The organism is Pseudomonas cichorii (assembly GCF_018343775.1).
GTDB lineage: Bacteria > Pseudomonadota > Gammaproteobacteria > Pseudomonadales > Pseudomonadaceae > Aquipseudomonas > Aquipseudomonas cichorii.
This window is the reverse complement of record NZ_CP074349.1, coordinates 3,858,806-3,884,932: the sequence shown is the minus strand read 5'-3', so window position 1 is coordinate 3,884,932 and position 26,127 is coordinate 3,858,806. Positions and strand designations below refer to the sequence as shown.

General features: G+C 57.6%; 27 protein-coding genes. 14 read left to right on the top strand and 13 right to left on the bottom strand.

Annotated features, from left to right (window positions below):
- Positions 1 to 145 precede the first annotated feature (145 nt).
- The 4 genes from KGD89_RS16125 to KGD89_RS16110 all read left to right on the top strand — a co-directional run bounded on the left by KGD89_RS16125 (position 146) and on the right by KGD89_RS16110 (position 3,922).
- On the top strand, positions 146 to 1,240 hold the full coding sequence (locus KGD89_RS16125) for an alkene reductase (RefSeq protein ID WP_025260802.1): 1,095 nt from the start codon (positions 146 to 148) through the stop codon (positions 1,238 to 1,240).
- Positions 1,241 to 1,294: 54 nt separating this feature from the next.
- Positions 1,295 to 2,083, top strand: coding sequence for an SDR family NAD(P)-dependent oxidoreductase (locus KGD89_RS16120; protein WP_025260801.1), 789 nt, complete (start codon positions 1,295 to 1,297; stop codon positions 2,081 to 2,083).
- Between the two features lie 17 nt (positions 2,084 to 2,100).
- Positions 2,101 to 2,916 carry an oxidoreductase gene (locus KGD89_RS16115; RefSeq protein WP_025260800.1) on the top strand — a complete coding sequence of 272 codons (816 nt, stop codon included), beginning with the start codon at positions 2,101 to 2,103 and terminating at the stop codon, positions 2,914 to 2,916.
- 163 nt (positions 2,917 to 3,079) lie between these two features.
- A complete protein-coding gene (locus KGD89_RS16110) occupies positions 3,080 to 3,922 on the top strand; it encodes a CAP domain-containing protein (protein WP_025260799.1) in 843 nt (280 codons plus the stop codon).
- A 24-nt stretch (positions 3,923 to 3,946) separates the two neighbouring features.
- On the opposite strand, the gene KGD89_RS16105 is transcribed toward KGD89_RS16110, so the two are convergent.
- Positions 3,947 to 4,378, bottom strand: a complete 432-nt coding sequence (locus KGD89_RS16105) for a nuclear transport factor 2 family protein (protein WP_038399928.1) — start codon at positions 4,376 to 4,378, stop codon at positions 3,947 to 3,949.
- 291 nt (positions 4,379 to 4,669) lie between these two features.
- On the opposite strand from KGD89_RS16105, the gene KGD89_RS16100 reads away from it, so the two are divergent.
- The 3 genes from KGD89_RS16100 (at position 4,670) to KGD89_RS16090 (ending at position 6,695) form a co-directional block, all read left to right on the top strand.
- Complete coding sequence (locus KGD89_RS16100) at positions 4,670 to 5,197, top strand: DUF3237 domain-containing protein (RefSeq protein WP_025260797.1); 528 nt, start codon at positions 4,670 to 4,672, stop codon at positions 5,195 to 5,197.
- A 300-nt stretch (positions 5,198 to 5,497) separates the two neighbouring features.
- On the top strand, positions 5,498 to 6,106 hold the full coding sequence (locus KGD89_RS16095; RefSeq protein ID WP_025260796.1) for a hypothetical protein: 609 nt from the start codon (positions 5,498 to 5,500) through the stop codon (positions 6,104 to 6,106).
- A 10-nt stretch (positions 6,107 to 6,116) separates the two neighbouring features.
- Positions 6,117 to 6,695: a hypothetical protein gene (locus KGD89_RS16090; RefSeq protein ID WP_025260795.1), complete on the top strand. Its 579-nt coding sequence runs from the start codon at positions 6,117 to 6,119 to the stop codon at positions 6,693 to 6,695.
- 40 nt (positions 6,696 to 6,735) lie between these two features.
- On the opposite strand, the gene KGD89_RS16085 is transcribed toward KGD89_RS16090, so the two are convergent.
- Positions 6,736 to 7,680 (bottom strand): alpha/beta hydrolase, encoded by a 945-nt coding sequence (locus KGD89_RS16085; protein ID WP_025260794.1) that lies wholly within the window; start codon positions 7,678 to 7,680, stop codon positions 6,736 to 6,738.
- A gap of 234 nt (positions 7,681 to 7,914) precedes the next feature.
- On the opposite strand from KGD89_RS16085, the gene KGD89_RS16080 reads away from it, so the two are divergent.
- The 4 genes from KGD89_RS16080 to KGD89_RS16065 all read left to right on the top strand — a co-directional run bounded on the left by KGD89_RS16080 (position 7,915) and on the right by KGD89_RS16065 (position 11,495).
- On the top strand, positions 7,915 to 8,397 hold the full coding sequence (locus KGD89_RS16080; protein WP_025260793.1) for a GNAT family N-acetyltransferase: 483 nt from the start codon (positions 7,915 to 7,917) through the stop codon (positions 8,395 to 8,397).
- A gap of 454 nt (positions 8,398 to 8,851) precedes the next feature.
- Positions 8,852 to 9,133 (top strand): DUF1652 domain-containing protein, encoded by a 282-nt coding sequence (locus KGD89_RS16075; protein WP_025260792.1) that lies wholly within the window; start codon positions 8,852 to 8,854, stop codon positions 9,131 to 9,133.
- A gap of 636 nt (positions 9,134 to 9,769) precedes the next feature.
- Positions 9,770 to 11,197 (top strand): hypothetical protein, encoded by a 1,428-nt coding sequence (locus KGD89_RS16070; RefSeq protein WP_025260791.1) that lies wholly within the window; start codon positions 9,770 to 9,772, stop codon positions 11,195 to 11,197.
- A gap of 61 nt (positions 11,198 to 11,258) precedes the next feature.
- Positions 11,259 to 11,495: a DUF465 domain-containing protein gene (locus KGD89_RS16065; protein WP_025260790.1), complete on the top strand. Its 237-nt coding sequence runs from the start codon at positions 11,259 to 11,261 to the stop codon at positions 11,493 to 11,495.
- Positions 11,496 to 11,556: 61 nt separating this feature from the next.
- Here KGD89_RS16065 and KGD89_RS16060 read toward each other — a convergent pair whose 3' ends face one another.
- The 6 genes from KGD89_RS16060 to KGD89_RS16035 all read right to left on the bottom strand — a co-directional run bounded on the left by KGD89_RS16060 (position 11,557) and on the right by KGD89_RS16035 (position 16,450).
- Complete coding sequence (locus tag KGD89_RS16060) at positions 11,557 to 12,363, bottom strand: DUF3618 domain-containing protein (protein WP_025260789.1); 807 nt, start codon at positions 12,361 to 12,363, stop codon at positions 11,557 to 11,559.
- Positions 12,360 to 12,773, bottom strand: a complete 414-nt coding sequence (locus KGD89_RS16055) for a phage holin family protein (protein ID WP_025260788.1) — start codon at positions 12,771 to 12,773, stop codon at positions 12,360 to 12,362. The genes KGD89_RS16060 and KGD89_RS16055 overlap by 4 nt, the downstream gene beginning before the upstream one ends.
- Complete coding sequence (locus KGD89_RS16050; protein WP_025260787.1) at positions 12,773 to 13,423, bottom strand: hypothetical protein; 651 nt, start codon at positions 13,421 to 13,423, stop codon at positions 12,773 to 12,775. The genes KGD89_RS16055 and KGD89_RS16050 overlap by 1 nt, the downstream gene beginning before the upstream one ends.
- A 253-nt stretch (positions 13,424 to 13,676) precedes the next feature.
- Positions 13,677 to 13,865 (bottom strand): carbon storage regulator CsrA, encoded by a 189-nt coding sequence (gene csrA, locus KGD89_RS16045; RefSeq protein ID WP_002554157.1) that lies wholly within the window; start codon positions 13,863 to 13,865, stop codon positions 13,677 to 13,679.
- Positions 13,866 to 14,467: 602 nt separating this feature from the next.
- Positions 14,468 to 15,820 (bottom strand): GntP family permease, encoded by a 1,353-nt coding sequence (locus KGD89_RS16040; protein ID WP_025260786.1) that lies wholly within the window; start codon positions 15,818 to 15,820, stop codon positions 14,468 to 14,470.
- Between the two features lie 138 nt (positions 15,821 to 15,958).
- Positions 15,959 to 16,450 (bottom strand): gluconokinase, encoded by a 492-nt coding sequence (locus KGD89_RS16035; protein WP_025260785.1) that lies wholly within the window; start codon positions 16,448 to 16,450, stop codon positions 15,959 to 15,961.
- A 259-nt stretch (positions 16,451 to 16,709) separates the two neighbouring features.
- On the opposite strand from KGD89_RS16035, the gene KGD89_RS16030 reads away from it, so the two are divergent.
- Positions 16,710 to 17,726, top strand: a complete 1,017-nt coding sequence (locus KGD89_RS16030) for an HTH-type transcriptional regulator GntR (RefSeq protein ID WP_025260784.1) — start codon at positions 16,710 to 16,712, stop codon at positions 17,724 to 17,726.
- Positions 17,727 to 17,835: 109 nt separating this feature from the next.
- Here the strand turns inward: KGD89_RS16030 and KGD89_RS16025 are convergent, their stop codons facing one another.
- The 5 genes from KGD89_RS16025 to glcD all read right to left on the bottom strand — a co-directional run bounded on the left by KGD89_RS16025 (position 17,836) and on the right by glcD (position 24,299).
- Positions 17,836 to 20,013 (bottom strand): malate synthase G, encoded by a 2,178-nt coding sequence (locus tag KGD89_RS16025; protein WP_025260783.1) that lies wholly within the window; start codon positions 20,011 to 20,013, stop codon positions 17,836 to 17,838.
- A 62-nt stretch (positions 20,014 to 20,075) separates the two neighbouring features.
- Positions 20,076 to 20,483: a heme-binding protein gene (locus KGD89_RS16020; protein ID WP_025260782.1), complete on the bottom strand. Its 408-nt coding sequence runs from the start codon at positions 20,481 to 20,483 to the stop codon at positions 20,076 to 20,078.
- A 20-nt stretch (positions 20,484 to 20,503) separates the two neighbouring features.
- The gene (gene glcF, locus KGD89_RS16015) at positions 20,504 to 21,736 is read right to left on the bottom strand and encodes a glycolate oxidase subunit GlcF (RefSeq protein ID WP_025260781.1); all 1,233 of its coding nucleotides are present in this window, start codon (positions 21,734 to 21,736) and stop codon (positions 20,504 to 20,506) included.
- 2 nt (positions 21,737 to 21,738) lie between these two features.
- Complete coding sequence (gene glcE, locus KGD89_RS16010; RefSeq protein ID WP_025260780.1) at positions 21,739 to 22,800, bottom strand: glycolate oxidase subunit GlcE; 1,062 nt, start codon at positions 22,798 to 22,800, stop codon at positions 21,739 to 21,741.
- A complete protein-coding gene (gene glcD / locus KGD89_RS16005) occupies positions 22,800 to 24,299 on the bottom strand; it encodes a glycolate oxidase subunit GlcD (RefSeq protein ID WP_025260779.1) in 1,500 nt (499 codons plus the stop codon). Before glcD ends, glcE begins: the two co-directional genes overlap by 1 nt.
- Before the next feature lie 222 nt (positions 24,300 to 24,521).
- On the opposite strand from glcD, the gene glcC reads away from it, so the two are divergent.
- Together glcC and maiA are read left to right on the top strand one after the other, a co-directional pair.
- Positions 24,522 to 25,289, top strand: coding sequence for a transcriptional regulator GlcC (glcC, locus tag KGD89_RS16000; RefSeq protein WP_025260777.1), 768 nt, complete (start codon positions 24,522 to 24,524; stop codon positions 25,287 to 25,289).
- A 98-nt stretch (positions 25,290 to 25,387) separates the two neighbouring features.
- Positions 25,388 to 26,053: a maleylacetoacetate isomerase gene (gene maiA, locus KGD89_RS15995; protein WP_025260776.1), complete on the top strand. Its 666-nt coding sequence runs from the start codon at positions 25,388 to 25,390 to the stop codon at positions 26,051 to 26,053.
- Positions 26,054 to 26,127 lie beyond the last annotated feature (74 nt).

Here is a 26,127-nt window from a genome sequence, read left to right as displayed (position 1 = left end):
AGGCGCTCACTATACATTGATGTTGGTCATCATCAAAACCATTGACGATTAAGATTATGATCGTCATCATTATCGTCAAGCCTGCCGCAGAAGCTGACGCTGCTCCTTCGGCAGCGACCTCCAATCGATGTGGAAACAAGACGATATGACCGACAACACGTTGTTCGCGCCTTACACCCTGGGTTCCCTGACACTCTCCAACCGGATCGTTCTGGCGCCGCTTACGCGCAATCGCGCCGGTGCCGGGTTCGTGCCAAGCGAGTTTGCCGCGACTTACTACAGCCAACGGGCGTCGGCCGGCCTGCTGATTTCTGAGGCCACGCAAATCTCGCAGCAGGGGCAGGGTTACCAGGACACACCTGGCATCTACTCGCAGGCCCAGATCGACGGCTGGCTCAAGGTCACCGATGCCGTGCACGCCCAGGGTGGGCGGATCTTCCTGCAACTGTGGCATGTCGGACGTGTTTCCCACGTCGATCTGCAGAACAATGGCGCCGCTCCGGTTGCGCCGTCTGCGATCCGTGCCCAGACCAAAACCTTCGTCAACAACAGCTTTGTGGATGTATCCGAGCCCCGTGCTCTGGAGCTTGATGAGCTGCCGGGCATTGTCAATGATTTCCGCCAGGCTGCGGCAAACGCCATCGCTGCGGGTTTCGATGGCGTCGAGATTCACGGTGCCAATGGTTATCTTCTGGACCAGTTCGTCAAGGATGGCTCCAACCTGCGTACCGATGCCTATGGCGGCTCCATCGAAAATCGTGCGCGGCTGTTGCTGGAAGTGACCCAGGCTGTGGTTGCCGAGATCGGCGCTGAACGCACCGGTATTCGTATTTCGCCGGTTTCGCCAGCCAATGGGGTTTCAAGCAGTGATCCGCAGGCTCAGTTCGATTACATCGTCGATCAGCTCGATGCCCTGGGTATTGCCTATCTGCATGTGGTCGAGGGTGCGACCGGCGGGCCTCGTGACGTGGCGCCGTTCGATTTCGATTCCCTGCGTCGGCGCTTCAAGAACACCTACATCGCCAATAACGGCTATGACCTGGACCTCGCCACTTCCCGGCTCAACCAGGGCCAGGCCGACTTGTTCGCCTTTGGACGTCCGTTCATTGCCAATCCGGATCTGGTCGAGCGATTGAGCAACGGGGCGCCTCTGGCTGCGCCCGATCCGGGCACGATTTATGGCGGCGGCGCAGCTGGCTATATCGACTACCCGACCTTCGCAGATTCTCAAGTGCAGTAACGCTGGCAAGGCCACGGACTGACGTGGCCTTCATCCCATCAAGAGAGCAACCTTATGACCAGCTTTTCGACAGTCCTCATCACCGGCGCTTCTTCTGGCATCGGCGCTACCTACGCCCAGCGTTTCGCGAGTCGTGGCCACAATCTCGTACTGGTTGCCCGCGACAAGGCGCGACTGGAAACCCTGGCAGCGCGTCTTCGCAAAGAACACAACGTCGAGATCGACGTCCTTCAGGCTGATCTCACTCGCTCCGAGGATTTGATTAGCGTTGAGACACGCCTGCGCGATGACGCCCAAATTGGTATCCTCATCAACAATGCCGGGATAGCCCAGTCCGGTGGCTTCCTCGACCAGACCTCCGAAGATGTCACTCGGATGGTTGGATTGAATACGACGGCCTTGGTCCGGCTCGCCAATGCCATTGCCCCGCGCCTGGTGCAGGCGGGTGAAGGCGCCATCGTCAATATTGGCTCGGTGGTAGGTCTGGCACCGGAGTTCGGCATGTCGGTTTATGGTGCGACCAAAGCTTTCGTGTTGTTCCTTTCCCAAGGCCTGAATCTGGAACTCGGTCCTAAAGGCATTTATGTACAGGCCGTTCTCCCTGCCGCAACCCGCACCGAGATCTGGGAGCGTGCGGGCATCGACATCAATACGCTGTCCGAAGTGATGGATGTTGGCGAGTTGGTGGATGCCGCTCTGGTCGGTTTTGATAAGCGTGAGCTTGTGACCATTCCGCCATTGCAGGACGCCGCCCGTTGGGACGCTCTGGACGCTACGCGACAAGCGCTGCTGTCGGACATTCGGCAGGCGCATGCTGCCGAGCGTTATCAGACCGTTTTGTAAGCACTGAAGGAGCTTCCATGAGAACCAACAAACCAGTGGCGCTCGTTACGGGCGCCTCTTCAGGCATCGGCGAAGCCACGGCCCATAAACTCCTGGCGGCGGGCTACACGGTTTATGGCACGAGCCGACGGGGTGGTCAGGCAGGTCAGCGGCGTTTTCCGTTACTGGCGCTGGACGTGACTGACGACGCATCCGTCGATGCGGCGGTCAACGAGTTGCTGAAGCTGGAAGGGCGCATCGATCTGTTGGTCAACAATGCAGGCTTCGGGATTGCTCCTGGGGCTGCGCAGGAAAGCTCCATCGAGCAGGCCAAGGCCCTCTTCGACACGAACTTTTTGGGCATCTTGCGTATGACCCGTGCAATTGTGCCGCACATGCTTGAGCGTGGCAGTGGCCGGATTATCAATATCGGCTCGATTCTGGGGGCTGTTTCGGTGCCTTATGTCGCGCTTTACTGCGCGAGCAAGCATGCAGTGGCCGGTTACTCGCAAGCCCTGGATCACGAACTGCGTACCCGTGGGGTCAGAGTCTCGGTCATCGAGCCTGCTTATACCAAGACGCAGTTCGAGGCGAATAACATTGAGCCGGATGCAAAGCTCAAAGAGTATGAGTCGATCCGTGCGCATGTCACGAAGGTGGTCCAGCAAGCGATGGCGAACGCCGACGATCCTTCAATCGTGGCCGATGTCGTGTTGCAGGCGGCGAGTGCCGAGCGCCCCAGGCTTCGCTACACAGCAGGCAAGGCCGCAAGGCAGTTACAGTTCTTGCGTCGGTTCGCACCGGCGAGTGTGCTGGATGCGGGGATTCGCAAGAACCTGCAACTGGATGCCTGAACTGCTCTGGTAGCACTGGCCTGCTGATTAATGTGTGAGGGGCCTTGGCCGCGACGGCTTCATCACTGAAGTCGCGGCCAGTGACTCCAACCTCCGGCAGAGTGCAATTTGCCAGGTAAATCGCGCATCATGTGCAGGTCCGATCCCCAAGGTAGGCTCCTTCATGCGCGTCATGTCATCCATTTTGCTACTTGCTGTGTTGTCGTTTTTCTCCGTTGCAGCCCAGGCCACCGAAGAAACGCAACTGGCAGAATCGATCAATCTCTATCGCAGTCAGGTTCAGCGCTGTGCGGGGCAGGTTTCCATGGAGCTGCCTCCACTGGTCAGCGATTCGCGTCTGGTATTGCCTGCCACCGGCTCGGGCGATTTGCAGCAGGCGCTGGCGCGGGCGTCCTATCCGATGGTGACAGTGCAGGCCATCAGCCTGTCCGGGCCGCGAGATGCGCAATCTGCAATGAAAGCGGTGCAGGAAAGTTTTTGCCAGGTGGTGCTGGACCCGCAGTTCGTCGATATCGGCGTGAGCCGTGAGGGGCGAGAATGGCGCATCGTACTGGCGCGCTCGCTGCTGGCTGCGCGTTTGGGAGACTGGCAGGCTGAAGGTCAAAAGCTGCTTGAGCTGATCAACACGGCCCGGAATCAGCCACGTCAGTGTGGCACCCAGGCTTTCAATGCCACGACGCCGCTGACCTGGAACGCCACGTTGGCGACGGCGGCCGAAGGGCATACACGGTCCATGGCCAATAACAGTTTCTTCGATCACAAAGGCCGCGACGGCAGTACGCCGGGAGATCGGGCGGAGCTTGCCGGTTACATCGCCCAGCAGATCGGCGAAAACATCGCCGCTGGCCAGGACACGACACGCAAAGTGGTCGATGGATGGCTTGCCAGCCCCGGCCATTGCGCCAATCTGATGAATCCGGGCTTCCGGGAGTTGGGCGCCGCCTATGCCATAGATCCCAAGAGCGATGCGGGGATTTACTGGACGGCCATGTTCGGTTCGCAGTGAACACAGCCGTCCATATGGCCTGAATCAGAAACGGAATGCTTGCCTGCCAATCAACAGCCATTGGCCGTTCTGTTTCTGCCAGATCTGGAAGTTCTCGATTTCAGTCGGCACCACTTTGCCGCTGTTCACCGCCTGAGCCGAGAAGTGATTGCGGACCATGGCGACATCGCCGGACAGAATGATTTTCTGATTGAGCATTTTCAGCTCGTTGAAAGCACTTTTCCCGGTTTCGATGTCGGCAATGAATGCCTGCTTGTCCTGGATATTACCGCTGGAGTGGCCGTAGGAGAGGTTGTCTGCGGTCAGCGCCTTGAGTTGCCCGATATCCTTGTGCCACATGGCCTGGGTCAGTTTGTCCACGGCAGCCGCCACATCGTTTTCATCGGAGGAGGGCGCGGCAGATACGAATCCCGTAAAGAGACACAGAAAACCCACAAGCAGTTTGAGCTTTTTCATGAACAGGTCCTTTTTTTGTAGTTAGAGTAGGGCGGACGATCGGTCTGGCGAGCGTACCTCCAGCGCTCATCCGTCATCGTACAACTTAGTCTTTTTTAGAAGGATGGCAAGGATTTGTTGTCCGTATCGTTAATGTGACCCTTATCATATTAAGTAAACTGGGCAGTACAATTATCTTGACAACCAAACTGGGATGAGCCGAAACTTGGTAAATTCCTGATAGTTGAATGACTTTAAAATGTAATGATGACATGTGCTGATTTATGCACATGGACACGGCGAGAGGTATATATGAATGTCATTGACTTTAACGACTCTCGCAAGAGAACCGAGCGCGCCCTGACGGCAACAACAAAGACTCCTTTGTTGGAAAAGGTTCTCACTATCACATTACGCACCGATGCCCCGACGTTTCTGGGCATATGCAGTGACGGTCTTCGCAGTAACACTTCCATTGTGGGCGGTGAGTTCTTCGGCCAGCAATTTCAAGGCGTGGTACTGCCGGGCGGTTCCGATTTCTTTATCGAGAACTCTGGCGAAGTTGCCCGCCTGAATGCACGTTTTACCTTGCGTACGGACCTGGGTGAGTTGATCAACGTCATCAATGAAGGCGTGCTTGTCCTGGATGAAACCGGTCAGCAGGAAATTCAGGACGGTGTATGGCCAGTCACTGCCGGGCATTATGAATGTACCTGCACTCCGCGATTCCAGGTCGCCATGGGGCCCAATGATTGGCTGGAGCACAGCGCCTTTATCGGCAAGGTGGAATATATATATGCCAATGAAACCTTGTTGAATATTTATCGAATCAAGTACTGAAGTGCAGCATTGCCGCTCCAGGGTTGGAGCGTTGGTTTTGTGACTGTCCCGAGATGCTTATATGAATGCGCCTGGCGTAAGCATCGCCCCGTAAAGCTTCTCCCCCTCGCATCCCGCTGTCGCACCTTTTCTCGCAGCATCAATTGATTAGCAAGCCTGATACGGAGTGGTTACAATCGCCGCCCTAGATGGCATGTAGCCATCTTTTGCGTGCCGCGGACAGGCGATAGCCTGTGGCATGCCCTTACTTTCTCAAGGTCAGATGGCGCTTTTCGGCTACATCTCAAGGATGTTCGTTAAATGAATAAGTTGCAGTGCGCCGTGATCGGCTTCGTGGGGCTGATGTTGACGGGGTGTGTCTCCTTCACGCCTGCCGGCCCGATTGCCCCTCCCATCGAAGTGGCTGAACACACCTTGCCTGTGGGGGCCTCGGTCAAGGATGTACAGGTTTCGGATGAGAGCATCAAAGCCGACGTACGCCGTAATATCGGCGTTCAGTTGACCAGCCAGATCAATACCTACATCGAGCGAGGCGAGTTCTTCCAGAAAATGATCGTCTTCCCGGCCAAGGTAGGCGAGAAGGATGTCGAGCTGACATTCAACTTCACCTCTCTCAAGGGCAAGCGTACGCCTCATCCTGGCTATTTTCCTGGCGCCTTGCTGACGTTGACGGTCTGGATCTGGGTCAACGGCCCTATCTATGTCGATACATATGATCTTGCAGGTGAACTGAGCATCACTGATCGCACCGGCAAGCAACTGGCGTCTTCACGGCAGGTGGTCAAGCGCGATCAAAACACAGGGTTCTGGGATAACGACTATTACAACATGACCCTGGGTTCCCACCAGTTGACCGAGCTGGTCAACGTCCTGCTCAAAGATGCCACTCAACAACTTCCGAAAGAATAAGGATATTTCCGTGAACAAGTTTCTTGCGTTGCTGGCCATTGTTTTTTCCCTCAGCCTGCAAGGCTGCATGACGTATTCCCATCACGAGTTGACGCCTGCAGGGCAGTGGCCGCTTGCTGCGGCCAAGCAGGAAAAACCTGCCGTCTACCTCAAAGTGCTTGCCGAGTATGCTCATAACGACAATGCGATGAACACGAATACCAATATCGCAGGTCTGGAAAAGCTGTTGCTTCAGGAGTTCAAGGACAGCCAGCGTTTTTCCGGGGTTACAACCGAGCAGCAATCATCCGATGTGTACGTCACCGCGACGCTGCGCAATCATGAGGAAGGCAATCTGGCAGGCGCTTTTCTGACAGGTTTTACCCTTTTCCTGATCCCCAATACTTTTGATAACACCTTGTCGCTTGAGCTGACCTTCCGTGACAAGGACGGCAAGAAGCTGGGCCAGGTACGTAAACAAGAGAAATTGACGACCTGGGTTCAGTTGCTCCTGATCTTTGCGGTTCCTTTCAACGAGTCCACGGACATGCTGGTCAAGCAACTGGCACGTAGCGCTCTTGAAGAAGCCGCCGCCAAGGGCCTGATCTGACCGATCGATGCCGTGCCGAAGCATTTCGGCACGGCAACGTTCATCCCGCCTGCTTCTGCCTGTTCTCTTCTTTCTTCGCCTGCTCCGGTGATGCCGTCGCCTTCAGCAGTGTCTGGATGGCCTGGCTGTAAGCCTGTCTGCCCAGGCGCATGCTGTTGTTGTGAGTGCCGCCTGGCACCAGCAACAGGTTTTTCGGCTCCTGTGCCGCCTCGAACAACTCCTCGCTGAAGCGTGCCGGTACATAGCGGTCGTCGGTGCCGTGTACGATCAGCACCGGCATGTGAATGTCTGCGATCTTGTCCAGCGAGTCGAATTTCTGGGAAAGCAGCCAGCGTACCGGCAGTGATGTATTGGCGATGGCTGCGGCCACGTCGGCCAGATTGGTGAAGGTGGATTCGATGATCAGTCCGCGAGCCTGGGTCGGTGTGTCGTCTTCTTTGGCGTCACGCCCCAGTTCGGCGGCCAGGTCCACTGCCACGGCACCACCCAAGGAATGGCCGTAGATCAGCCGGCGCTGTGGGTCTGGCTGCAATTGCTTGAGGCGATCCCAGGCAATCCGTGCGTCTTCATAGACGGTGTCTTCAGACGGCAGTTGGCCCATGCTCTGGCCAAAGCCCCGGTAGTCGATGGCCAGAATCGAGAAGCCCAGTGCCCGCAATTGTTCGATGCGGAACAACTGGCCGGTGAGGTTCCAGCGTGAGCCGTGCAGGTACAGAATCGCCGGAGCGTCCTTGCGCGTTGCAGGCCACCACCAGGCGTGGATGTTCTGCGATGTGCCAAAGGATGGCGTATTGAGCTCCAGTTCCTGCACGTCTGCAGGTAGGCCGCTGTACCAGCTGGCATTGCCGGGCTCGATGCGAAAGACCAGTTCGCGCTCCTTGTGTTCCAGTACCGCACAGCCTACGGGCAAGCCGATGATGAGGGCCGCCATGCATGCCCAGGTAAATCGGCGGGCCTTGAGACGGGCAAGAGAAAATATCGGCATGAGAGCGACGTCCGATCAACAAAAGTGAAATAAATGCCGGTTCTGCCGCCACCTTGCAAGGTGGTGCGGGGAAAATCGGTTACAGAATATTGCCTCGCCAGAGAGCCGACAGTCTTTGTAGTGGCGTCCGGCAAGACTTTATGTCTTGATTCTGTCATACGGCGGTGCGGAATCTGTCGGGTCGCATAGAGTCCTATCGCTTGTCATTCACATTCTCCGAGAGGTTACCGCTCAATGTTCCATCACCGTCCCATGGAAGAGAAAGACATCCCTATCGTGTGTGAGCTGCCTCAGAATGCCGACGAGTTGTTTTACATGTTTCCCCGGGCGGTCTATCCATTGACAGCGCCTCAGCTCAAGGAAGCCATGGAGAATCGTTTTGACTCCACTGTCATCGAGATGAATGGCGAGGTGGTCGGTTTTGCCAATTTTTCCCGTTCGGACTTTCGGGGCCGCTGCTCGCTGGGCAATGTGATCATTGCTCCCAAGGCCCGCGCCAAGGGGGTAGGGCGTTACATGATCAATTGCATGATGAATATCGCGTTCGACAAGCACGAAGCCACCGAGCTGACGGCTTCATGTTTCAACCACAATGTTCCGGGCCTGCTGTTTTATCCGCGCATGGGTTTTCGACCCTTTGCCATTGAAGAGCGCAGAGACAAGCATGGGGCCCGTGTGGCCCTGATCCATTTGCGTTTGCCCAGAACGCCGGATTAATACTCTGTGCGGGTTCTTCAAGGGGGGCGTAGAACCCGCACATATAAAAGGCTGATGTCAAAAAAGCAGGTGGCAAGATCACAGTCCATGGGAGGTGTGCCTTGACTGATCGGCACTCCACCTGCTGTTGTTTTTCGTCGGTTCATGAACCGTCTGTCAGTCTTTTCAGTGGATAAATAAGTTGTTTTTCTGGCAGGCGTGAGCATAAAGGCGCTGAAGTGCGGTAGTGAAACGTTTTTTCTGCTAATTATCCTGAATAATTCCAGTGGGGTGCTATATTAGTGGGCAGGTGAGACATTTGCCTGGCAGGAAGGAGAGGCGTATAAACAGGTTCATATGCAGTAGATGTGCGTAATTAGTGGGCGGGCAATGGAATGTCTCGCTTGGGCGGGAAACTAAAAAAGCATTGGAAAACTGCTGAAACCTGCAGTGCTTGATAATAAGGAGATGGCAAATGATCGCTTGTGGACTGTCTACGCTGGAATTGCGAAATATCATTGAAGTTGCTTTTTTACCGTTGAGTTGTACCTGTACGGTGGTGCCGGGCCTTTCGCCCGCAAGGACCACCCTGTCGGTGCAGATCATTGATCCATCTACCGGGCGTGTAGAGCTTTCGGTAACCGGAATTTCTCTCGAAAGGCTCAAGACCAGTCGTGATATTTCCGATCTGGTCGCTGAGCTGCGCGATGAGCATGCTCACCACGCACAGCTTCAACCTCACTATCACATAGCCTGAGTCGCCTCAGGCGCCCTCGAGACGCGCTATTCACAACGCCCCGGTCATCAATGGCCGGGGCGTTTTAGTGTGCGCGATTATTGAGTCTTTTCGTATTTCACGTGCACTTGCTGGGAGCGGGTCAATTTGCTGGCGTTGGTCTTTTGCGGATTTTCAGCCATGCGATCTAAAAATAAAACAGCATGAATGACCGGGAAAAGGGTCATGATGGGCCGCTTATCCGGGTGTCAAAAAAATATTTTCATAATTATCATGCGCTTATGAGATGGGTGTCATTTTTTAAAGGTGGGTCGCAGTTTATTTGACACTTTGCCGGTTCTTTGCAAATATCCATTCAACCCTTTCTCTTCTATCCGGTTTCGGCTGGATATGTCCCAGGTTTCTTGAGTGCTCGATCCCTGTCCATTTAACGGGCTGGCGGTAGCTTTATGTTCAGTTTTATTGAATATGAAATTATTTATGCTGAGCCAAGGGTTTTTGAATCTCGCTTCTGTATCAACGTCGTGATGCGCGACTCATAAATACAATAACAAGCGTTCTTTGCTCGGGGGCTTTTTCTTGAGCGTTGTGCCCTGCGTATAACTTCCAGAACTTCTGGACTGCACCAACGTATTTATATGACGATGGAGCCTCATCATGTTTGAAGAACAGTTGGAAACAGCATGTGGATGTGTTGTAGGAGGCGCCGGGCTCGCGGGCATGGGCTTTTTATTCAACGCGTTGAAAAGTGGTACGTTGGCCGATATTGCGCGCAATGGCCTGATCGTGGTCGATGCCAGCGACAATCCCGGAACGGGAATGTTGGGGCAGTACCGCATCACGGCCAACTCGGTTGGGGATGTCTTCATTGATTGCCTGCGAGACCCTGCATTGAGTGAGGTATTCAAGCCTCTGGAGTCTTCACCGGCCTACTGGCGTATCAGAGGCCAGGCCCAGAGTGCTCCGCAGTTGTCAGATGTCGGCCAGTTGATGGCTGAGGCATCCAGCCTGCTGCTGAACCATATCGTTCGTCATTACGGGGCGAAGATCTGGCGTTGTACGACCATTACCGAGGTGATTTGTGAAGAAGACGGGTTCTGCCTCAAGGTGGAAACCGAAGGTTGCATGCGCCTGATCCATTGCAGAACCCTGGTGCTCAACCTGGGTGGTCGTCAGGACCCCCGGCATCTGGTTCGCGGTCTGGCCGAGGATGGGCTGGTGTTGTCGACGTCCATGAATATCCAGAGCTCTGACCAGCTCCTGCGCATGAACGCCATTCAACTGCGTGAAGTCTTCGCGCCGGCTTTGGCCAGTGGCAGGCGAATAACAGTGGTCGGAGGTTCCCACAGTGCTTTTTCGGTCCTGGAGAACCTGGCCGATGCTCTGGAGTTCGCCGGTTTGCAGGAAGTGACCCTGATCCACCGCACGCGCATTCGCCTGTTCTATGAAAGTGCCGAACAGGCCGTGGCGGCCGGTTATGAGTTTGATCCGCAATCCGATATCTGTCCGATATCGGGCCGTATCAACCGCTCCGGTGGCTTGCGCTACAGAGCGCTGGATATCGGCTGCGAAGCGCTCAGGAAAGGCCGGATCGGCAAGACGGGCGTTCGCGTGCAATTGCTGCAGACCAGCGGCGGGCCTGACGGGCACTATGAAAAAGCTGAGCAGGCATTGGCCGAGTCTGGAGTGGTGATCCAGTGCACGGGTTATCAGCCACGCTTGCCATCCTTGACTGACCCGGACGGTCGCGCCTTGCGCCTGTCTGAAACCAAGGGCGGGTTGGATTCCGATGCATCGGGCTGTCCGCTGGATCAGTTCGGCCGTCGCCTGAAGGGGCTGCATCTGTTCGGCATAGGCGCTGGCCTGAAGGCTGACCCGCAACTGGGCAGCGAACCTTCTTTCGATGGGCGTATCTATGGCGTCTGGCAGTTTCACCACGATGCCAGCCGGGCGGTGATCGATGCCGTACTGGCGAGGTTGCAGGACAAGACCTTGTCCCTCGAACCTTCCCGTGTGTTGCAACTGGAAGAGTGCGCTCCCGTGTGGGCGTCCCAGACGTCGCTTGTCCTGAACTTTCAGGGCTGAGTCGTGCCTGCACTCTAGATGCTAGGCTCATGATTCAGTCGCTTTTCAGGAGATGTCATCCATGCCAGTCAAACATGATCTATTCGCGGATTTGCAACTGACCCGGGAAGAGGTCGTACAGCGCAGCAAGGGCGATGCGAAGTTGCAGCAACTGCTCGCGGACTACGACGATACAGACACTCGGGTGATCGATGCCGAAAAGGGACTGGCGGGCGGGATTGCTGACGATGAACTCAAGAAACTCAAGGAAAGACGTCTGCTGGTGAAGGACAGAATCGTACAGTCCCTTCTCAAGTAAGAGCGCTCAAACCATGACCGTTGCAAACGGCCCGGCCTCGGCCGGGCTGTTTGCCTGAGCCTCAACCCAGGCCGGGCGAGGTTCCTGACGAGGTGCCCGGCAAGGGGGCGCCAAGGCCGTCATGCCGGTCCGACAAGGACGACCCGCCGGGAGTGGGACCAGTGTCTGTCGACGAAAACCGCTCATGACCATTTTGCTGTGCGGGTGTATTGATCAGCTTGTCGCGGGCCTGACCGATCAACTGCTTTTCACGCTCACTGGCGGGCAAGGCCGCGCCGATGATCGCCCCCACCGCAAGACCTATGGCGGCGACGGTCATGGGCTGCTCGCGCAGCAGGGTGCTGGCGCTGGATTGCATCCTGAGGCGTTTTTCCTGAAGTGTGTCGACTGTGCCGTGGCTTGAGGAGGACGAGAGTTTCTCCCCGATACTGTCAGTCACCTGGCCACCCTTGTCTTTCATGCGGGCTGCGGTTTCCTGAATCCGGGCCTTGGCGCTGCTCAGGCTGTCGCCCACGCTTCCCGCGATGTCGCTGACTTTCCTGCCAGCATTATCGATCACCGAAGGGCCGGGTGAGGGCGTGCGGCTGCCCAGCATCAGCCAGAGTATGCTAACCGATGCCAGCACAGCAGGTACCGGGTTGGCCTTGACGTTATTGCCCAGATTACCCGCAAACTCGCCGCCGTTTTCCCGAACGTAGGCCAGAGCCTGATCGACCCATTGGCCGGGGGATATCTTCTTTTCGAGGGCATCGACGATATTGCCGATATTGGAACGTTGCTCATCGATTTCCTGCTCCAGGGTTTCCGGACTCTTTTTCGATTGCGCTTCAAAGTTTTCCGGGGTGTCGAAGCTGCTGTCTATGCTCATGAGACTTTCCTCTGGATGGCGTCCTTGTCTTTCTGCAAGGTGCTGGCGGTACGTTCAGGTGCAAGGTTGGAGGGTTCGAGCTTCTTGTTGCCGGCCATGATCATCAGATAACCCACAATCATTACGACCACGGCAACAATCAAGGCGGCCAGCCATGAGGCCATGAAGTGGGTCAGCACATAGACCACTGCCTGCAGCAAGACGATAAAACCGCCCAGAATCATGATTGCACCGATGCCGATGGACATGAGTGCTTGCCTGGAGGTCTGGACCGATTCCCTGATTTCAGCCTTGGCCAGCGCTATTTCCTTGTTGATCAGCGCGGGAACCTCATGCGCCAGTTGCCGGATCAGGCCCAGTACCGAGGTATCGTTTTCGGACCCTTCTGGAAGATCGGGTGGCGTCTTCATCACACACCTCCTTTTGGCAGGTCATTCCCGGTTGGGCCCGTACGGGAGAGGTTATCGACAGGATCATCGTTGAACTCGGTGGCGGCAGGGCTATCGGGAATGCCCATTCCGGGCCTGGCGCTGTGCAGGACATCGTCGGAGTGCGGGTGAGTGGCGACCATCTCTTCTGCGGCAAGTGTCGACGGGCTGATGGGGTCGTAAGCTGCGGTGGATGTGTCGCTGGCCGAAGGGGTGCTGTCTGTTGCGGGTAACGATGCCTTGAGTAACCGTGAAAGCCCCAGGCCCAGGGCAACACTGCCTCCGATGAACAGCATCGGATTATCACGGGCCAGCTTTCCTGCATCCTGTAACAATTCATCGGTATTTTTGCCCCGCAGCTTTTCTGCCAGGCCATTGAGACCCTGGGCGATATCCGAGACGTACCGTGACAGGCCCAGGGTGTCGTTGTCCGAGATCTGTCTTGCGGCTGACTGGGCATCGTTTGCGAGGTTGTCGATCTGATCCGCTGCGGTATCGCGATACTGATCGAATGTTGCGTTGTCTTGCTCCTTCGTGTGGTCCAGAGGATTCAGCGTGTCGTCATGCAACCCCGGCAAAGGCTCATGGCCTGTCTGTCTGCTGCTGAGGGAGGGGTCATTGATGGTTGCCATTGTCATTCACCGTTCGTGTCGTCAGGTAAAAGAGAATGCGCGGCTCACTACGTACAACGGGCTGGCATTGATCTGCTTGCTTGAGGTGGACTTACGGGGTTGAAGCGATGTTCCGGGTGAATGACAAGTGGTCAGGGCCGTGAGTGGCGGGGCTTGAAAGCGGGGGAGAAAAAACGGCGCCCCTTGAGGCGCCGTATGGCCGATCTGCCGATTGGACGGCAGATCAGCTGAATAGAGGAGGGTGTAGCGGGAATTATTGTGGGTCTTGGTTTGGAGCCAGTTCTGCCTGGATGCGCTTGTAGATCTCTTCACGATGCACGGAGACATTTTTCGGTGCATTGATACCTAGCCGGACTTGCAGTCCTTGAACGCCAAGAATCGTCACGGTGATTTCGTCACCGATGTTTATGCTTTCGCCTACTTTGCGAGTGAGTATCAACATAATCTCTTCCTTGATGGCCTCTTGAAACGCCTCTCTCAAGAGGCTGGCGTTTGCCTTTGCGTGGTGATTGTTGCCGAGTACATCCAAATGCATCCATCGTATGACGTTGCAGCGTTGAAATTAATTCCCTCGGGTCATTTTCTTGTCATCGAGATTTGCATCAACGATACGACGAGTGCGCCAATTCTGCCCGTTTTGGCACGAAAATGCCCGTAATTACTGGCGGAAAGTAAAAAGTAACGTGAGCCGCAGCGTACCTCGCCATTACCGCCTACTTTCAGGAGGGCGTTGAGAGGGCCAACTCCCTGACATATGTAAGCGTAGGCATTACTTTGAAACATTGCCCGAGCTTTCTGATATTTCAAAGTGAAAGCGTGTAGTTGAGCGTAGGAAATAGGATTTCAGGCTGAATCCGAGAGCGTTTTACAGCGCCGTGCAGGTACGCGCAGTGCGCCAGAGCCTTGTTTTCGCGGGGCTCGCGCAAGTAGGGGGTTCGTATAAAGGACGGGTCCTGGACGGCATGTAAGACAACGATGCCGGGGAAGGGAAACAGTCTTCGCGGGCATCTAGTGCCCGCGAAGACTTCATTGCATCGGACGTCGTTAAACGACCATCGACAGCAACAGGACAAAGATCAGGCCGACCACCGAGAGGATGGTTTCCATGACGGTCCAGGTCTTGAAAGTTTCGGCCACAGTCATGTTGAAGTACTGCTTGACCAGCCAGAAACCGGCATCGTTTACATGGGACAGGATCAACGAGCCCGCACCGGTAGCCAATACCAGCAGTTCACGGTTGACGCCCGGAATCAGGCCCACTACTGGCGCAACGATACCGGCGCCGGTAATGGTTGCCACGGTGGCGGAGCCGGTCGCGATACGAATGACCGCAGCCACCAGCCAGGCCAGAAGGAGCGGGTTGACCTGCGCCTGCACCGCCATATTACCGATGACATCACCCACGCCACTGGCCACCAGCATCTGTTTGAAACCACCACCCGCGCCGACAATCAGAACGATGGCCGCGACAGGTGCCAGACTCTGGTCCAGCAGCTTCATGATTTTGGTGCGGTCAAAGCCACGCGCCGAACCGAAGGTGTAGAACGCCAGCAACAGGGCTGCGAGCAGGGCGCTGATCGGGTGACCGATCAGGTCCATCCAGATGCGGAACATGTTTTCCGGCGGGAATACCACGTCGGCAAAGGTCTTGAGCAGCATCAGGAATACCGGCAGCAGGATCGTCACCAGCGTGATGCCGAAGCCAGGCAGGTTTTGCGTGCTCGACTCCTTGGCGATCTGATCCATCAGTTCCTGGGAAGGCGTGCCGGGAATGTACTTGGAAATCCATTTGCCATAGATCGGACCAGCAATGACGGCAGTCGGCAGGGCAATGATCAGGCCATAGAAAATAGTCTTGCCGATGTCGGCACCGAAAATCCCGATGGCCAGCAGCGGGCCCGGATGCGGCGGTACCAGACCGTGAACGGCCGACAGGCCTGCCAGCAGCGGGATACCGATCTTGACGATCGATACGCCAGTGCGACGTGCCACGATGAACACCAGCGGGATCAGCAGTACAAAGCCGATCTCGAAGAACAGCGGGATACCGACCAGGAACGCGGACAGCATCATCGCCCAATGCACTTTCTGCTTGCCGAAGGTGCGAATCAGCGTTTGCGCGATCTGATCTGCGCCGCCCGAGTCAGCCATCAGCTTGCCGAGCATGGTGCCCAGGCCAAGAATGATACCGACGAAGCCCAGTACGCCACCGAAACCGTCCTGGAACGATTTCATGACCTTTTCCACCGGCATCCCGGAGGTCAGGCCCAGGAAGCCCGCTGCAATGGTCAGTGCAACGAAGGGGTGGACTTTGAATTTGGTAATCAGCAGCACAAGGCCGACGACGGTTACCAGCGCATCGATCAGCAGGTACGTCTCATGGGTCATACCGAACATGGGAGGTCTCTCCGGTTGTCTTTGTTTTATGGGAGCAATTCAAAAGCGTGATCGTTCCTGACGGATTGAGAATGATCTCGCCCTGCAACTCGGCGCTGTCTCGTTTTCAAGACAGCGCTGTCTTTCGCACTCACGCCTTTAGCCGCCTCGCGAGTCTTCCCACCATGCCGCTGCTTGCTTGCCAATGGCGTCCACCGACTGAGTCGCATCGACGACCAGAGTCCTGGGTTCACCATGGGGTGGCTCGAGTGCCGCAAACTGGCTGTCCACCAGACTGGCCGGCATGAAGTGCCCCGGTCGGTGGGCACAGCGATCGGTTGCGACTTCCTTGCTCAATTCCAGAAAGACAAAGCCCAGACCCGGTACGGCTTCGCGCAGGCGTTCGCGGTAGCGAAGCTTGAGGGAAGAGCAGGTCAGGACCGGACGCTCGCCGTTTTCCAGGGCAGCGGCCATTTCCTCGCCCAGGCGGGTCAGCCAGCCGGCGCGGTCTTCATCGTTGAGGGGAATGCCGGCGCTCATCTTTTCGATGTTGGCGGCAGGGTGAAAGACATCGCCTTCGATCAGGCGACCACCACTGTTGAGGGCAATTTCTGCGCCGACCACACTCTTGCCGCAGCCGGAAACACCCATCACCACAAGGGCGGAAATAGCAGTTTTCGCAGTTGTCACATTAGATACCTCATCTGGAGACAGCGCTGTCTTTGTCCGGTAGACAGAAGATTCAGTCTGGTCTGTTCCAGTTCTTGTCGTTGTTTTAGGTGTAGCCATGCCATTGCAGGCTGTTCTGCGCAGTGATCAGCCGCGAGAAAGCATTGTCACGGTCCATGAGACAGCGCTACCTTAGGGGGCAATGAACACTTTTTGCAACCCCTATGTTAGTTGGCAATAAATGACACGCATTGGTTCCCGCTCGACAGGTCGTCCGACCCTCAATGAAGTAGCGCAACTTGCTGGCGTATCGCCTATCACGGCATCACGTGCATTGCGTGGTGTTGCCACTGTCGCGCCGGAGCTGGTGGACAAGGTTCGCACGGCGGCGCAGAACCTTGGTTATGTCGCCAATCCCGCAGCCCGAGCCCTGGCTTCATCCTGCAGCCAGACGGTCGTGGTGCTGGTGCCGTCGCTCTCCAACCAGTTGTTCATCGAAACCCTGGAAGCCATTCAGGGCGTGCTGCGTACCCGCGGACTGGAAGTGATGATCGGCAACTATCACTACTCCCCCGACGAGGAAGAGAAACTGCTGCGCAACCACTTGGTCAACCGGCCCCGAGGCATTCTGCTGACCGGTTTCGACCACACGCCTGCGGCGCGCCAGATGCTGGAGTCCAGCGGCATTCCCTGTGTGCACATGATGGAACTGGATATCGAGCGCGAGGCGTACTGTGTCGGCTTTTCCCAGGAAGACGCCGGAGCCCAGGCGGCGCGTCATCTGCTGGGGCGTGGTCGCAAGCGTCTTGTGTATATGGCGGCTCAGCTCGACCCACGGGTATTGCGCCGTGGTGCGGGTTTTCGGCAGGTGTTGGAGGAGGCCGGACTGTTCGACCCCGAGCTGCAAGTCTCGACTCCGCAACCGTCTTCTATCGGCCTGGGCAGCGAGTTGTTCGCTCAGTTGCTGGATCGGCATCCCGATGTGGACGGGATCTTTTTCTGCAACGACGACCTGGCACAGGGCGCATCCCTGGAAGCCTTGCGTCGTGGCATTGCGATTCCGCAGCAGGTTTCCCTGGTGGGGTTCAACGATCTGCCAGGCTCGGCCCACATGGTCCCGCGCCTGACCTCGATCCGCACCCCCCGCCAGGAAGTCGGCCAGCGTGCCGCACAGTTGTTGCTGGGCCTGCTTGAAGGGCTGGCCCAGCCACCTCATGTGGATCTTGGTTTTGAACTGGTGGTGCGCGAAAGCTCCTGATCCCGGCACTACCCGTAGCGAACTTATTCGCGAAGACAGAGTTTCAAACACACCTGAGCCTTCGCGAATGAGCGGAACGCCGCCCGATTCCCACAGCTACAGAATGTGTTCAGTTCATGTTCTTGAACCCCAACCGGAACTCATGCAACAGCGGCTCGGTGTAACCACTGGGCTGTTCGATGCCCTTGAATACCAGCGCACAGGCAGCCTGGAAGGCGACGGATTTCTTGAAGTCCGTCGCCATGGGGCGGTAGTGCGAATCTCCGGCATTCTGCTTGTCGACCACTCTGGCCATCTGCTCCAGAATGCCGAGCACGAACTCCCGCTTGATGACTCCATGCTGCAGCCAGTTGGCCATGTGCTGGCTTGAGATGCGCAGCGTTGCCCGGTCCTCCATCAGGCCGACGTTGTGGATGTCCGGCACCTTGGAGCAACCGACGCCCTGTTCGACCCAGCGCACCACATAACCGAGCAGGCCCTGAGCATTGTTTTCGACTTCTGCGCGGATCTGTTCCAGAGACCAGTCAGGCTTGTCGACAACCGGGATGTTCAACAGGTCATCCAGCAGTTGTTCGCTGATATCGGCCAGTTTTATCTGTTGCAGCTCTTCCTGAATCTTGCGCACCTCGACCTTGTGATAGTGCAGGGCATGCAATGTCGCAGCGGTCGGTGAGGGCACCCAGGCGGTAGTGGCGCCCGCCTGTGGATGGATGATTTTCTGCTCCAGCATATCGGCCATGCGATCAGGCATTGCCCACATGCCCTTGCCGATCTGTGCCCGTCCGCGCAGGCCGCAGTTCAGACCGACCAGCACATTGTTACGCTCGTAGGCCTTGATCCAGGGCGTGTTTTTCATGTCGCCCTTGCGCAGCACCGGGCCAGCCTGCATGGCGCTGTGGATCTCGTCGCCGGTGCGGTCCAGAAAGCCGGTGTTGATAAACGCAACCCGCGCCGAGGCGGCTTCGATGCAGGCCTTGAGGTTGACGCTGGTGCGGCGCTCTTCGTCCATGATGCCCATTTTCAGGGTGTGTCGCTGCAGCTTGAGCAGGTCCTCGATACGGCTGAACAGATGATCGGCAAAGGCCACTTCCTGCGGGCCGTGCATCTTGGGTTTGACGATGTAGATACTGCCTGCCCGTGAATTGCCACGCCGTTTCAGGTCATGCAGGCCGATCAGGCTGGTGATCACGCCATCAAGGATGCCTTCGGGAATCTCATGTTCCTGACGGTCCAGAATGGCTGGATTGGTCATCAGATGGCCGACGTTTCGGATCAGCAGCAGCGAGCGGCCCGGCAGTTTCAGCTCACCACCGTTGGCAGCCTGGTAGGCGCGATCTGGATTGAGGCGGCGGGTGATGGTCTTGCCGCCTTTTACCAGGTCTTCGCTCAGGTCGCCCTTCATCAGGCCCAGCCAGTTGCGATAGACCGCCACCTTGTCGTCGGCATCCACGGCCGTCACCGAGTCTTCGCAGTCGATGATGGTTGAAAGCGCCGATTCGATCAGCAGGTCCTTGATCCCGGCGATATCGCTGCTGCCGATGGCGTGTTTGTGGTCGATCTGGATCTCCACATGCAAGCCATTGTTCTTCAGCAGCACGGCGCTTGGATGCTCAGGGTCGCCCTGATAGCCGAGGTATTTTTCCGGCTGCAGCAGCCCGGTCTCGCTGTCGTCGGCCAGCCTGATCACTAGCTTGCCATCGTTGACTGCGTAATGCCGGGCATCGATATGGGTGCCGCGTGCGAGTGGGGCGATTTCGTCCAGCAGTTCGCGGGCAAAGACGATGACTTTGGCGCCGCGCAGCGGGTTGTAACCGGCGCTGATTTCAGCACCTTCGCTGGTGGGAATCACATCGGTGCCGTACAGCGCGTCATACAGCGAACCCCAGCGGGCATTGGCCGCATTCAGGGCATAGCGGGCGTTGCTGGCGGGCACCACCAGTTGCGGGCCGGACTGATCGCTGATCTCCAGGTCTACATTGGACGTGGTCGCGCAGACCTGCTCCGGTACCGGATGCAGATAGCCGATGGATTGCAGAAAGCTGCGGTAGGCAGGCATATCGCTGATCGTGCCGGGATGTGCCTTGTGCCATTTATCCAGCTCGCCTTGCAGACGATCACGCTCGGCCAGCAGGTCGCGGTTCAGCGGAGCCAGGTCATGAACCAGCTCATCGAATCCCTCCCAGAACGCCTCACGATCGAGTCCGGTGCCCGGCAGGACTTCTTCATCGACGAAACGTTGCAGAGTGACCGCCACTTTCAAGCGTTGGCATTTAATGAAATCAGTCATGGTCAGGCCTCATCCCTGGTGGATTTGTAGGAGCGAATTCATTCGCGAAAAAATTCGCCAAATCAATCGGCGTTCAGCGCCGCAATCCCGGCCTTGGCCACCTGGGCATCCTGATCGGCTTTCACGCCGGAGACGCCAACGGCACCGATGACCTGCCCATCGATAATCACCGGCACGCCACCTTCCAGCGAGGTCAGCAACGGCGCGCTGAGAAAGGCCGTACGACCGCCATTGACCATCTCTTCATAACCCTTGGACTCACGACGACCCAGTGCGGAAGTACGAGCCTTTTCCATGCTGATGTAGCTGCTGATCGCGGCGGCGCCGTCCAGGCGTTCAAAGGCCAGCAAATGACCACCGTCATCGACCACGGCAATGGATACGGCCCAGTCATTGGCCAGCGCCTCGTTGCGGGCGGCAGTCAGCATCTGGCTGACTTCGGTCTGGGTCAGAACGGCTTTGATTTTCATGGGATTCTCCAGAGTGGTTTTCAGTGAGATTCGGCAGGGTTGAGGGCCTGGTCGATCAGTTCGATCCAGTGCCTTACCGGTGTCCGGTTGGCGCCCGACAGGTGAGTCTGGCAGCCGATATTGGCAGTGGCTATAACGTTTGGCTTGCCGCTTTCCAGAGCGTTCATTCTGTTATCGCGCAATTGGCGTGATAACTCTGGCTGGGTGATGGAATAGGTGCCCGCCGAGCCACAGCATAAATGCCCGTCAGGCACGGCTGTGAGGTTGAAGCCCAGACATGTCAGTACCCGTTCGACTTCCCCGCCAAGTTTCTGTGCATGCTGCAAGGTACAAGGGCAATGGAACGCCAGGCGCAGGTCGCTTTTGATGCCTAGCGCCTGCAGCGGCTCATCGCGCAACACTTCCACCAGGTCCTTGCTCAAGGCGCTGACCCGCTCAGCCTTGTTGGCATATTCAGGATCATGGCGCAGCAGATGACCATAATCCTTTACAAAGGCGCCACAACCGCTGGCGGTCTGGATAATGGATTCGGCACCGCTTTCAATGGCGGGCCACCAGGCATCGATATTGCGTCGCGCCCGATCCAGTCCGGCGTCCTGAGCGTTCAAATGATAGTCCACGGCGCCGCAGCAACCGGCTTCGCTGACAGGCTGCACGCTGATGCCCAGGCGATCCAGCACCCGGGCAGTCGCCGCATTGGTATTGGGAGACAGGCCGGGCTGCACGCAGCCTTCCAGCAGTAGAACCTGACGCTCGTGGCGGTTTGCCGGGCGCGTGCCTGCCGGGTGTATCGAGACCGGCAGCTTGGTCTTGAGGCTGTCAGGCAGCACCGGGCGAAAGGTATTGCCCAGTTGCGTCAGGTATTTGAACAGTCCGGCATGGGGCACCACATGGCGAAGGCTGTCGCGCAACAGGCGCTGGCCCAGCGGGCGAGGTACAGCGGCGTCCACCACGGCTCGTCCGATGTCCAGCAGGTTGTGATAATCCACGCCGGAAGGGCAGGTGGTTTCGCAATTGCGGCAGCTCAGGCAGCGGTCCAGATGCAACTGGGTTTTCTCGGTGACTTCATTGCCTTCCAGCACCTGCTTGATCAGATAGATCCGCCCGCGAGGGCCGTCCAGTTCATCGCCGAGTAGTTGATAGGTCGGGCAGGTGGCATTGCAGAAACCGCAATGCACGCAACTGCGCAGGATGCGCTCGGCTTCTTCGGCCCGAGGCAATTGTCTGGCGTGTTCGCTGAGGGTGGTCTGCATGGTCAGAACTCCGCGTACATTCGGCCAGGGTTGAAGATGCCATGAGGATCGAGCCTGGCCTTGAGTTGTTGGTGATAGCGCAGCAGCGGTGTTGCCAGCGGCTGGAACGGATTGTCTTCGTGACCCGCCTGATAGCAGGTTGCATGGCCGCCGATGGTCTTGACCACGCGACGGATCGTGTCGCCTTCGGCATCGGATTTCAGCCAGCGTTGTGCGCCGCCCCAGTCAATCAGTTGCTCGCCGGGCAAATCCAGCACGCCAGTATTGTTGGGGACCGACAAGCGCCATAGCGGACGGCTGTCGAGAAAGAAGTCCAGGCGCTGTTCGTTCAGGTTCTGCCAGTAACCGGCGTCCAGTGCCTGACCGCCGAGTTGGTCCCGCGCAGCGTTTACCGAGCCTTCACCCCCTTCAAGGCGCAGATAGAGGGCGCTGCCATCATGACTGGCGGCGCTGATCGGCATCGGCTGCTGTCCCCAGTGGGCCAGGCGTTGCAGAGCCTGGGCACTGTTCATTTCCAGGGCAATGCTGCTGCACTGGCGCGGCTTGGGCAGGACCTTGAGTGACACTTCGGTCAGCAGCCCAAGACAACCCAGGCTGCCTGCCATCAGGCGCGAGACGTCGTAGCCTGCGACGTTTTTCATCACTTCGCCGCCAAAGCGCAAGTGCTTGCCCAGCCCGGTAATCACCCGTGTGCCGAGCACGAAATCCCGTACCGAGCCGGACCAGGGCCTGCGCGGCCCGGACAGTCCGGCGGCGACGACGCCTCCGACGGTAGCGTCGCCAAACGCCGGTGGTTCGCAGGGCAACATCTGCCCGGCGTCATCGAGCACTTGCATCAGTTCGCTCAACGGCGTGCCGGCGCGAGCGGTAATCACCAGCTCCGTGGGGTCGTAGCTGACAATGCCCCGGTGTTCGCGGGTGTCGAGCACTTTGCCTGTCACGTTGCGGCCCAGGAAGTGCTTGCTGTTGCCGCCCTGAATCCTTAATGGCGTAGCGTCTTGCAGGGCCAGATTGACCTGATCGAGCAGGCTCTGGCTGGCATCGCGGTCATGGGTGGTCGCCATCAGAAACGCTCCAGTTCGGGGAAGGGCAACTGGCCTCCGTGGATATGCATGGCGCCGAATTCCGCGCAGCGGTGCAGGGTCGGAATGTTCTTGCCCGGGTTGAGCATGCCGCTGGCGTCGAAAGCCGCTTTGATGGCGTGGAAAAAGGTCAGCTCATCGCTGTTGAACTGGGCGCACATCTGATTAATCTTTTCCCGGCCGACACCATGCTCACCGGTGATGCTGCCGCCCACCGCGACGCACAGCTCAAGGATCTTGCCGCCCAGATTTTCGGCACGTTCCAGTTCCCCCGGCCGGTTGGCATCGAACAGAATCAACGGGTGCATGTTGCCGTCTCCGGCATGGAACACATTGGCGACCCGCAGGCCATATTCTTCGGACAGTCGGGTGATTCCCTGCAAGACGCCGGGCAGCTCACGGCGCGGAATAGTGCCGTCCATGCAGTAGTAATCCGGCGACAGACGCCCGACCGCCGGGAAGGCATTCTTGCGTCCGGCCCAGAAACGAACGCGCTCGGCTTCGTCCCTGGCCTGACGCAGTTCGGTGGCGCCCGCTCGGGTCAGCACTTCCCGGACCCGTTCACAGTCATCGTGTACGTCGGCTTCGACGCCGTCGAGTTCGCACAGCAGAATGGCTTCGGCATCGACCGGATAACCGGCGTGAATGAAGTCCTCGGCGGCGCGAATCGCCAGGTTATCCATCATTTCCAGTCCGCCGGGGATGATCCCGGCTGCGATGATGTCGCCCACGGCGCGCCCGGCTTTTTCCACCGAATCAAAGGCTGCCAGCAGCACTTTGGCCACCTGCGGTTTTGGAAGCAGCTTGACCGTCACTTCGGTGATGACCCCCAGCATGCCTTCGGAGCCTGTAAACAGCGCCAGCAGATCGAAGCCCGGCGAGTCCAGCGCTTCGCCGCCCAGGGTCATGGGTTCACCTTCGACGCTGAGCATTTCGACCTTGAGCAGGTTGTGGACGGTCAGGCCGTACTTGAGGCAATGCACACCGCCTGCGTTTTCCGCGACATTGCCGCCGATGGAGCAGGCGATCTGCGAGGAAGGGTCCGGTGCGTAATACAGGCCATGGGGTGCCGCGGCCTGGGAGATTGCCAGGTTGCGCACGCCCGGTTGGACTCGGGCCAGACGGGCGGCGGGGTCAATTTCCAGGATCTGATTGAAGCGCGCCATTACCAGCAACACGCCTTTCTCCAAGGGCAAGGCGCCTCCGGAAAGACCGGTGCCTGCGCCACGAGCCACCACCGGCACGCGCCGTTCGTGGCACAACCTGAGCAAGGTCTGTACTTCTTCCAGGTGCCGGGGCAATGCCACCAGCATGGGCGTGGTGCGATAGGCGGACAGGCCATCGCATTCGTAGGGCCGAAGCTCTTCGGGGCGATGCAGGATATCCAGGTCGGGCAACTGCCGTTGCAGATCATCAAGCAGTTGCTGCTTGTCGACCTCGGGCAGGGCGCCGTCGATGCGTTCGTCGTAAAGAATATTCATGGTGCAACCCACTGTTGTTTTTGTAGGGCTTGCGTACAGCGACTGGCTTGCATCATTGGGGCTGCGGGCCTTACTGTCCATGCTTTACAGGAGTGGTCGAACCAGTTTTTCAAGAGGTTGCGGTGCTTTATCTTGAAAAAGACCTTTTTAATCAATGTCTTGTTATTGGTTTGGTTCGCCATCGGTTTTCCCCTGAATCTGGTCATACCAGTTGGAGTGAGGATGAACGGTTCTAAGAAGCCGCGGCCGACACAAGTGGCGGATGTGGTCTGTGAACGTATCGAGAGGCTGATCGTCGATGGCGTCCTGAAAGTGGGGCAGCTCTTGCCCTCCGAGCGTCGCCTGACCGAAAAGCTTGGCGTTTCCCGTACAGCCTTGCGCGAAGGGCTGAAGCTGCTGCGGGCGCGGGGGATTATCGAAACCGAGCAGGGCAAAGGGTCGTTTGTCGCGCACATGAACAGCCAGCAGCAGGTATCGCCGCTGATGCATCTGTTCGGTTCGCAACCGCGCACCCTGTATGACCTGTTTGAAGTACGCAGCCTGCTGGAAGGCGAATCGGCGCGGCTTGCGGCCTTGCGCGGCACCGATGCGGATTTTGTTCTGATCACACGAAGCTATGACGCTCTGGTGGCGGCCCAGAGCCGGGAGCTTGAAGCCAGTGAACACGCTCGCCTGGATCACGCCTTCCATCTGGCGATCTGTGAGGCTTCGCATAATCCGGTGTTGGTGCAAACCTTGCGCTCGCTCACCGACCTGCTGCTCAACACGGTCTATGCCTCGGTCAACAACCTCTATCATCGTGAGCCGCAAAAGCGTCAGATCGACCGCCAACATGCTCGCCTGTACAACGCCGTGACCGGCCGTCTCCCTGAGCAGGCCCGCAAGGCGGCCCTCGCACACATCCAGAGCATCTGTGAAAACCTGCGGGAAATCGAAAACGAGGAGCAGCGTCTGGTGCGCTCGACCTTGCGTCTGCAAGGGTGGGTTTGAGGGGCGGCTTGACAGGCGAAGAGTGATCACGCAATTTACGCATAACGTAATCTGTTTACAAAAAAATAATAATGCGTGCGCCTGAGGGATTGTCGCGAATGAATTCGCTCCCACACGATACTGCCCGGCAGGACCTGTTTACCTACTACCGTTCGACGGCCAGTTACCGCGTGCGCATCGCTCTTGCTCTCAAGGGGCTGGATTACACTGCAATTGCGGTCAATCTGGCCGGTGAGGTGGGCGAACATCTCAAGCCCGCCTACAAGGCCGTCAATCTTCAGGGGCGGGTGCCTGCCTTGAGGCTTGAGAGCGGTGAGGTCATCACCCAGTCGCCTGCCATTATCGAATACCTCGAAGAGCGTTATCCGCAGCCGCCTCTGCTCGCATCGGACCTGCTGCTACGCGCCCGGCAGCGGACGGTGGCCGCCGTGATCGGGTGTGATATTCACCCGCTGCACAATGTCTCGGTGCTCAACCGCCTGCGCGGTATGGGGCATGACGAGGCTGATATCACAGGCTGGATTGGCCACTGGATAGGCGAAGGCCTGAATACCGTCGAACAGTTGATTGACGGGGCGGCGTTCTGTTTTGGAGATGTGCCCAGCGTGGCAGATGTGTATCTTCTACCGCAGGTCTATGCGGCGCGGCGCTTCAAGGTCGACCTGAGCGCTTATCCGCGTATCGTCCAGGTCGAACGACAGGCGCTGCAATCTCCCGCCTTCCTGAAGGCCCACCCGGATGCACAACCGGACAAGCCGGACTAGGCTGAAACTTATGAAAACATTGGGTTTGCAACTGATTTTTGGTGACTTCCTGGCCCGCAGTGTTCGGGGCGTGT

Bases quoted from the DNA above. Each gene is read 5' to 3' on its own strand.
- KGD89_RS16025 (WP_025260783.1), bottom strand. From the start codon at position 20,013: ATGACTGATTTCATTAAATGCCAACGCTTGAAAGTGGCGGTCACTCTG.
- glcF (WP_025260781.1), bottom strand. From the start codon at position 21,736: ATGCAGACCACCCTCAGCGAACACGCCAGACAATTGCCTCGGGCCGAA.
- KGD89_RS16070 (WP_025260791.1), top strand. From the start codon at position 9,770: ATGTTTGAAGAACAGTTGGAAACAGCATGTGGATGTGTTGTAGGAGGC.
- KGD89_RS16055 (WP_025260788.1), bottom strand. From the start codon at position 12,773: ATGAAGACGCCACCCGATCTTCCAGAAGGGTCCGAAAACGATACCTCG.
- KGD89_RS16095 (WP_025260796.1), top strand. From the start codon at position 5,498: ATGAATAAGTTGCAGTGCGCCGTGATCGGCTTCGTGGGGCTGATGTTG.
- csrA (WP_002554157.1), bottom strand. From the start codon at position 13,865: ATGTTGATACTCACTCGCAAAGTAGGCGAAAGCATAAACATCGGTGAC.
- KGD89_RS16035 (WP_025260785.1), bottom strand. From the start codon at position 16,450: ATGGGTGTTTCCGGCTGCGGCAAGAGTGTGGTCGGCGCAGAAATTGCC.
- KGD89_RS16125 (WP_025260802.1), top strand. From the start codon at position 146: ATGACCGACAACACGTTGTTCGCGCCTTACACCCTGGGTTCCCTGACA.
- KGD89_RS16110 (WP_025260799.1), top strand. From the start codon at position 3,080: ATGCGCGTCATGTCATCCATTTTGCTACTTGCTGTGTTGTCGTTTTTC.
- KGD89_RS16105 (WP_038399928.1), bottom strand. From the start codon at position 4,378: ATGAAAAAGCTCAAACTGCTTGTGGGTTTTCTGTGTCTCTTTACGGGA.
- glcC (WP_025260777.1), top strand. From the start codon at position 24,522: ATGAACGGTTCTAAGAAGCCGCGGCCGACACAAGTGGCGGATGTGGTC.
- KGD89_RS16065 (WP_025260790.1), top strand. From the start codon at position 11,259: ATGCCAGTCAAACATGATCTATTCGCGGATTTGCAACTGACCCGGGAA.
- KGD89_RS16075 (WP_025260792.1), top strand. From the start codon at position 8,852: ATGATCGCTTGTGGACTGTCTACGCTGGAATTGCGAAATATCATTGAA.
- KGD89_RS16115 (WP_025260800.1), top strand. From the start codon at position 2,101: ATGAGAACCAACAAACCAGTGGCGCTCGTTACGGGCGCCTCTTCAGGC.
- KGD89_RS16050 (WP_025260787.1), bottom strand. From the start codon at position 13,423: ATGGCAACCATCAATGACCCCTCCCTCAGCAGCAGACAGACAGGCCAT.
- KGD89_RS16080 (WP_025260793.1), top strand. From the start codon at position 7,915: ATGTTCCATCACCGTCCCATGGAAGAGAAAGACATCCCTATCGTGTGT.
- maiA (WP_025260776.1), top strand. From the start codon at position 25,388: ATGAATTCGCTCCCACACGATACTGCCCGGCAGGACCTGTTTACCTAC.
- KGD89_RS16040 (WP_025260786.1), bottom strand. From the start codon at position 15,820: ATGTTCGGTATGACCCATGAGACGTACCTGCTGATCGATGCGCTGGTA.
- KGD89_RS16060 (WP_025260789.1), bottom strand. From the start codon at position 12,363: ATGAGCATAGACAGCAGCTTCGACACCCCGGAAAACTTTGAAGCGCAA.
- KGD89_RS16120 (WP_025260801.1), top strand. From the start codon at position 1,295: ATGACCAGCTTTTCGACAGTCCTCATCACCGGCGCTTCTTCTGGCATC.
- KGD89_RS16085 (WP_025260794.1), bottom strand. From the start codon at position 7,680: ATGCCGATATTTTCTCTTGCCCGTCTCAAGGCCCGCCGATTTACCTGG.
- KGD89_RS16020 (WP_025260782.1), bottom strand. From the start codon at position 20,483: ATGAAAATCAAAGCCGTTCTGACCCAGACCGAAGTCAGCCAGATGCTG.
- KGD89_RS16030 (WP_025260784.1), top strand. From the start codon at position 16,710: ATGACACGCATTGGTTCCCGCTCGACAGGTCGTCCGACCCTCAATGAA.
- glcD (WP_025260779.1), bottom strand. From the start codon at position 24,299: ATGAATATTCTTTACGACGAACGCATCGACGGCGCCCTGCCCGAGGTC.
- glcE (WP_025260780.1), bottom strand. From the start codon at position 22,800: ATGGCGACCACCCATGACCGCGATGCCAGCCAGAGCCTGCTCGATCAG.
- KGD89_RS16100 (WP_025260797.1), top strand. From the start codon at position 4,670: ATGAATGTCATTGACTTTAACGACTCTCGCAAGAGAACCGAGCGCGCC.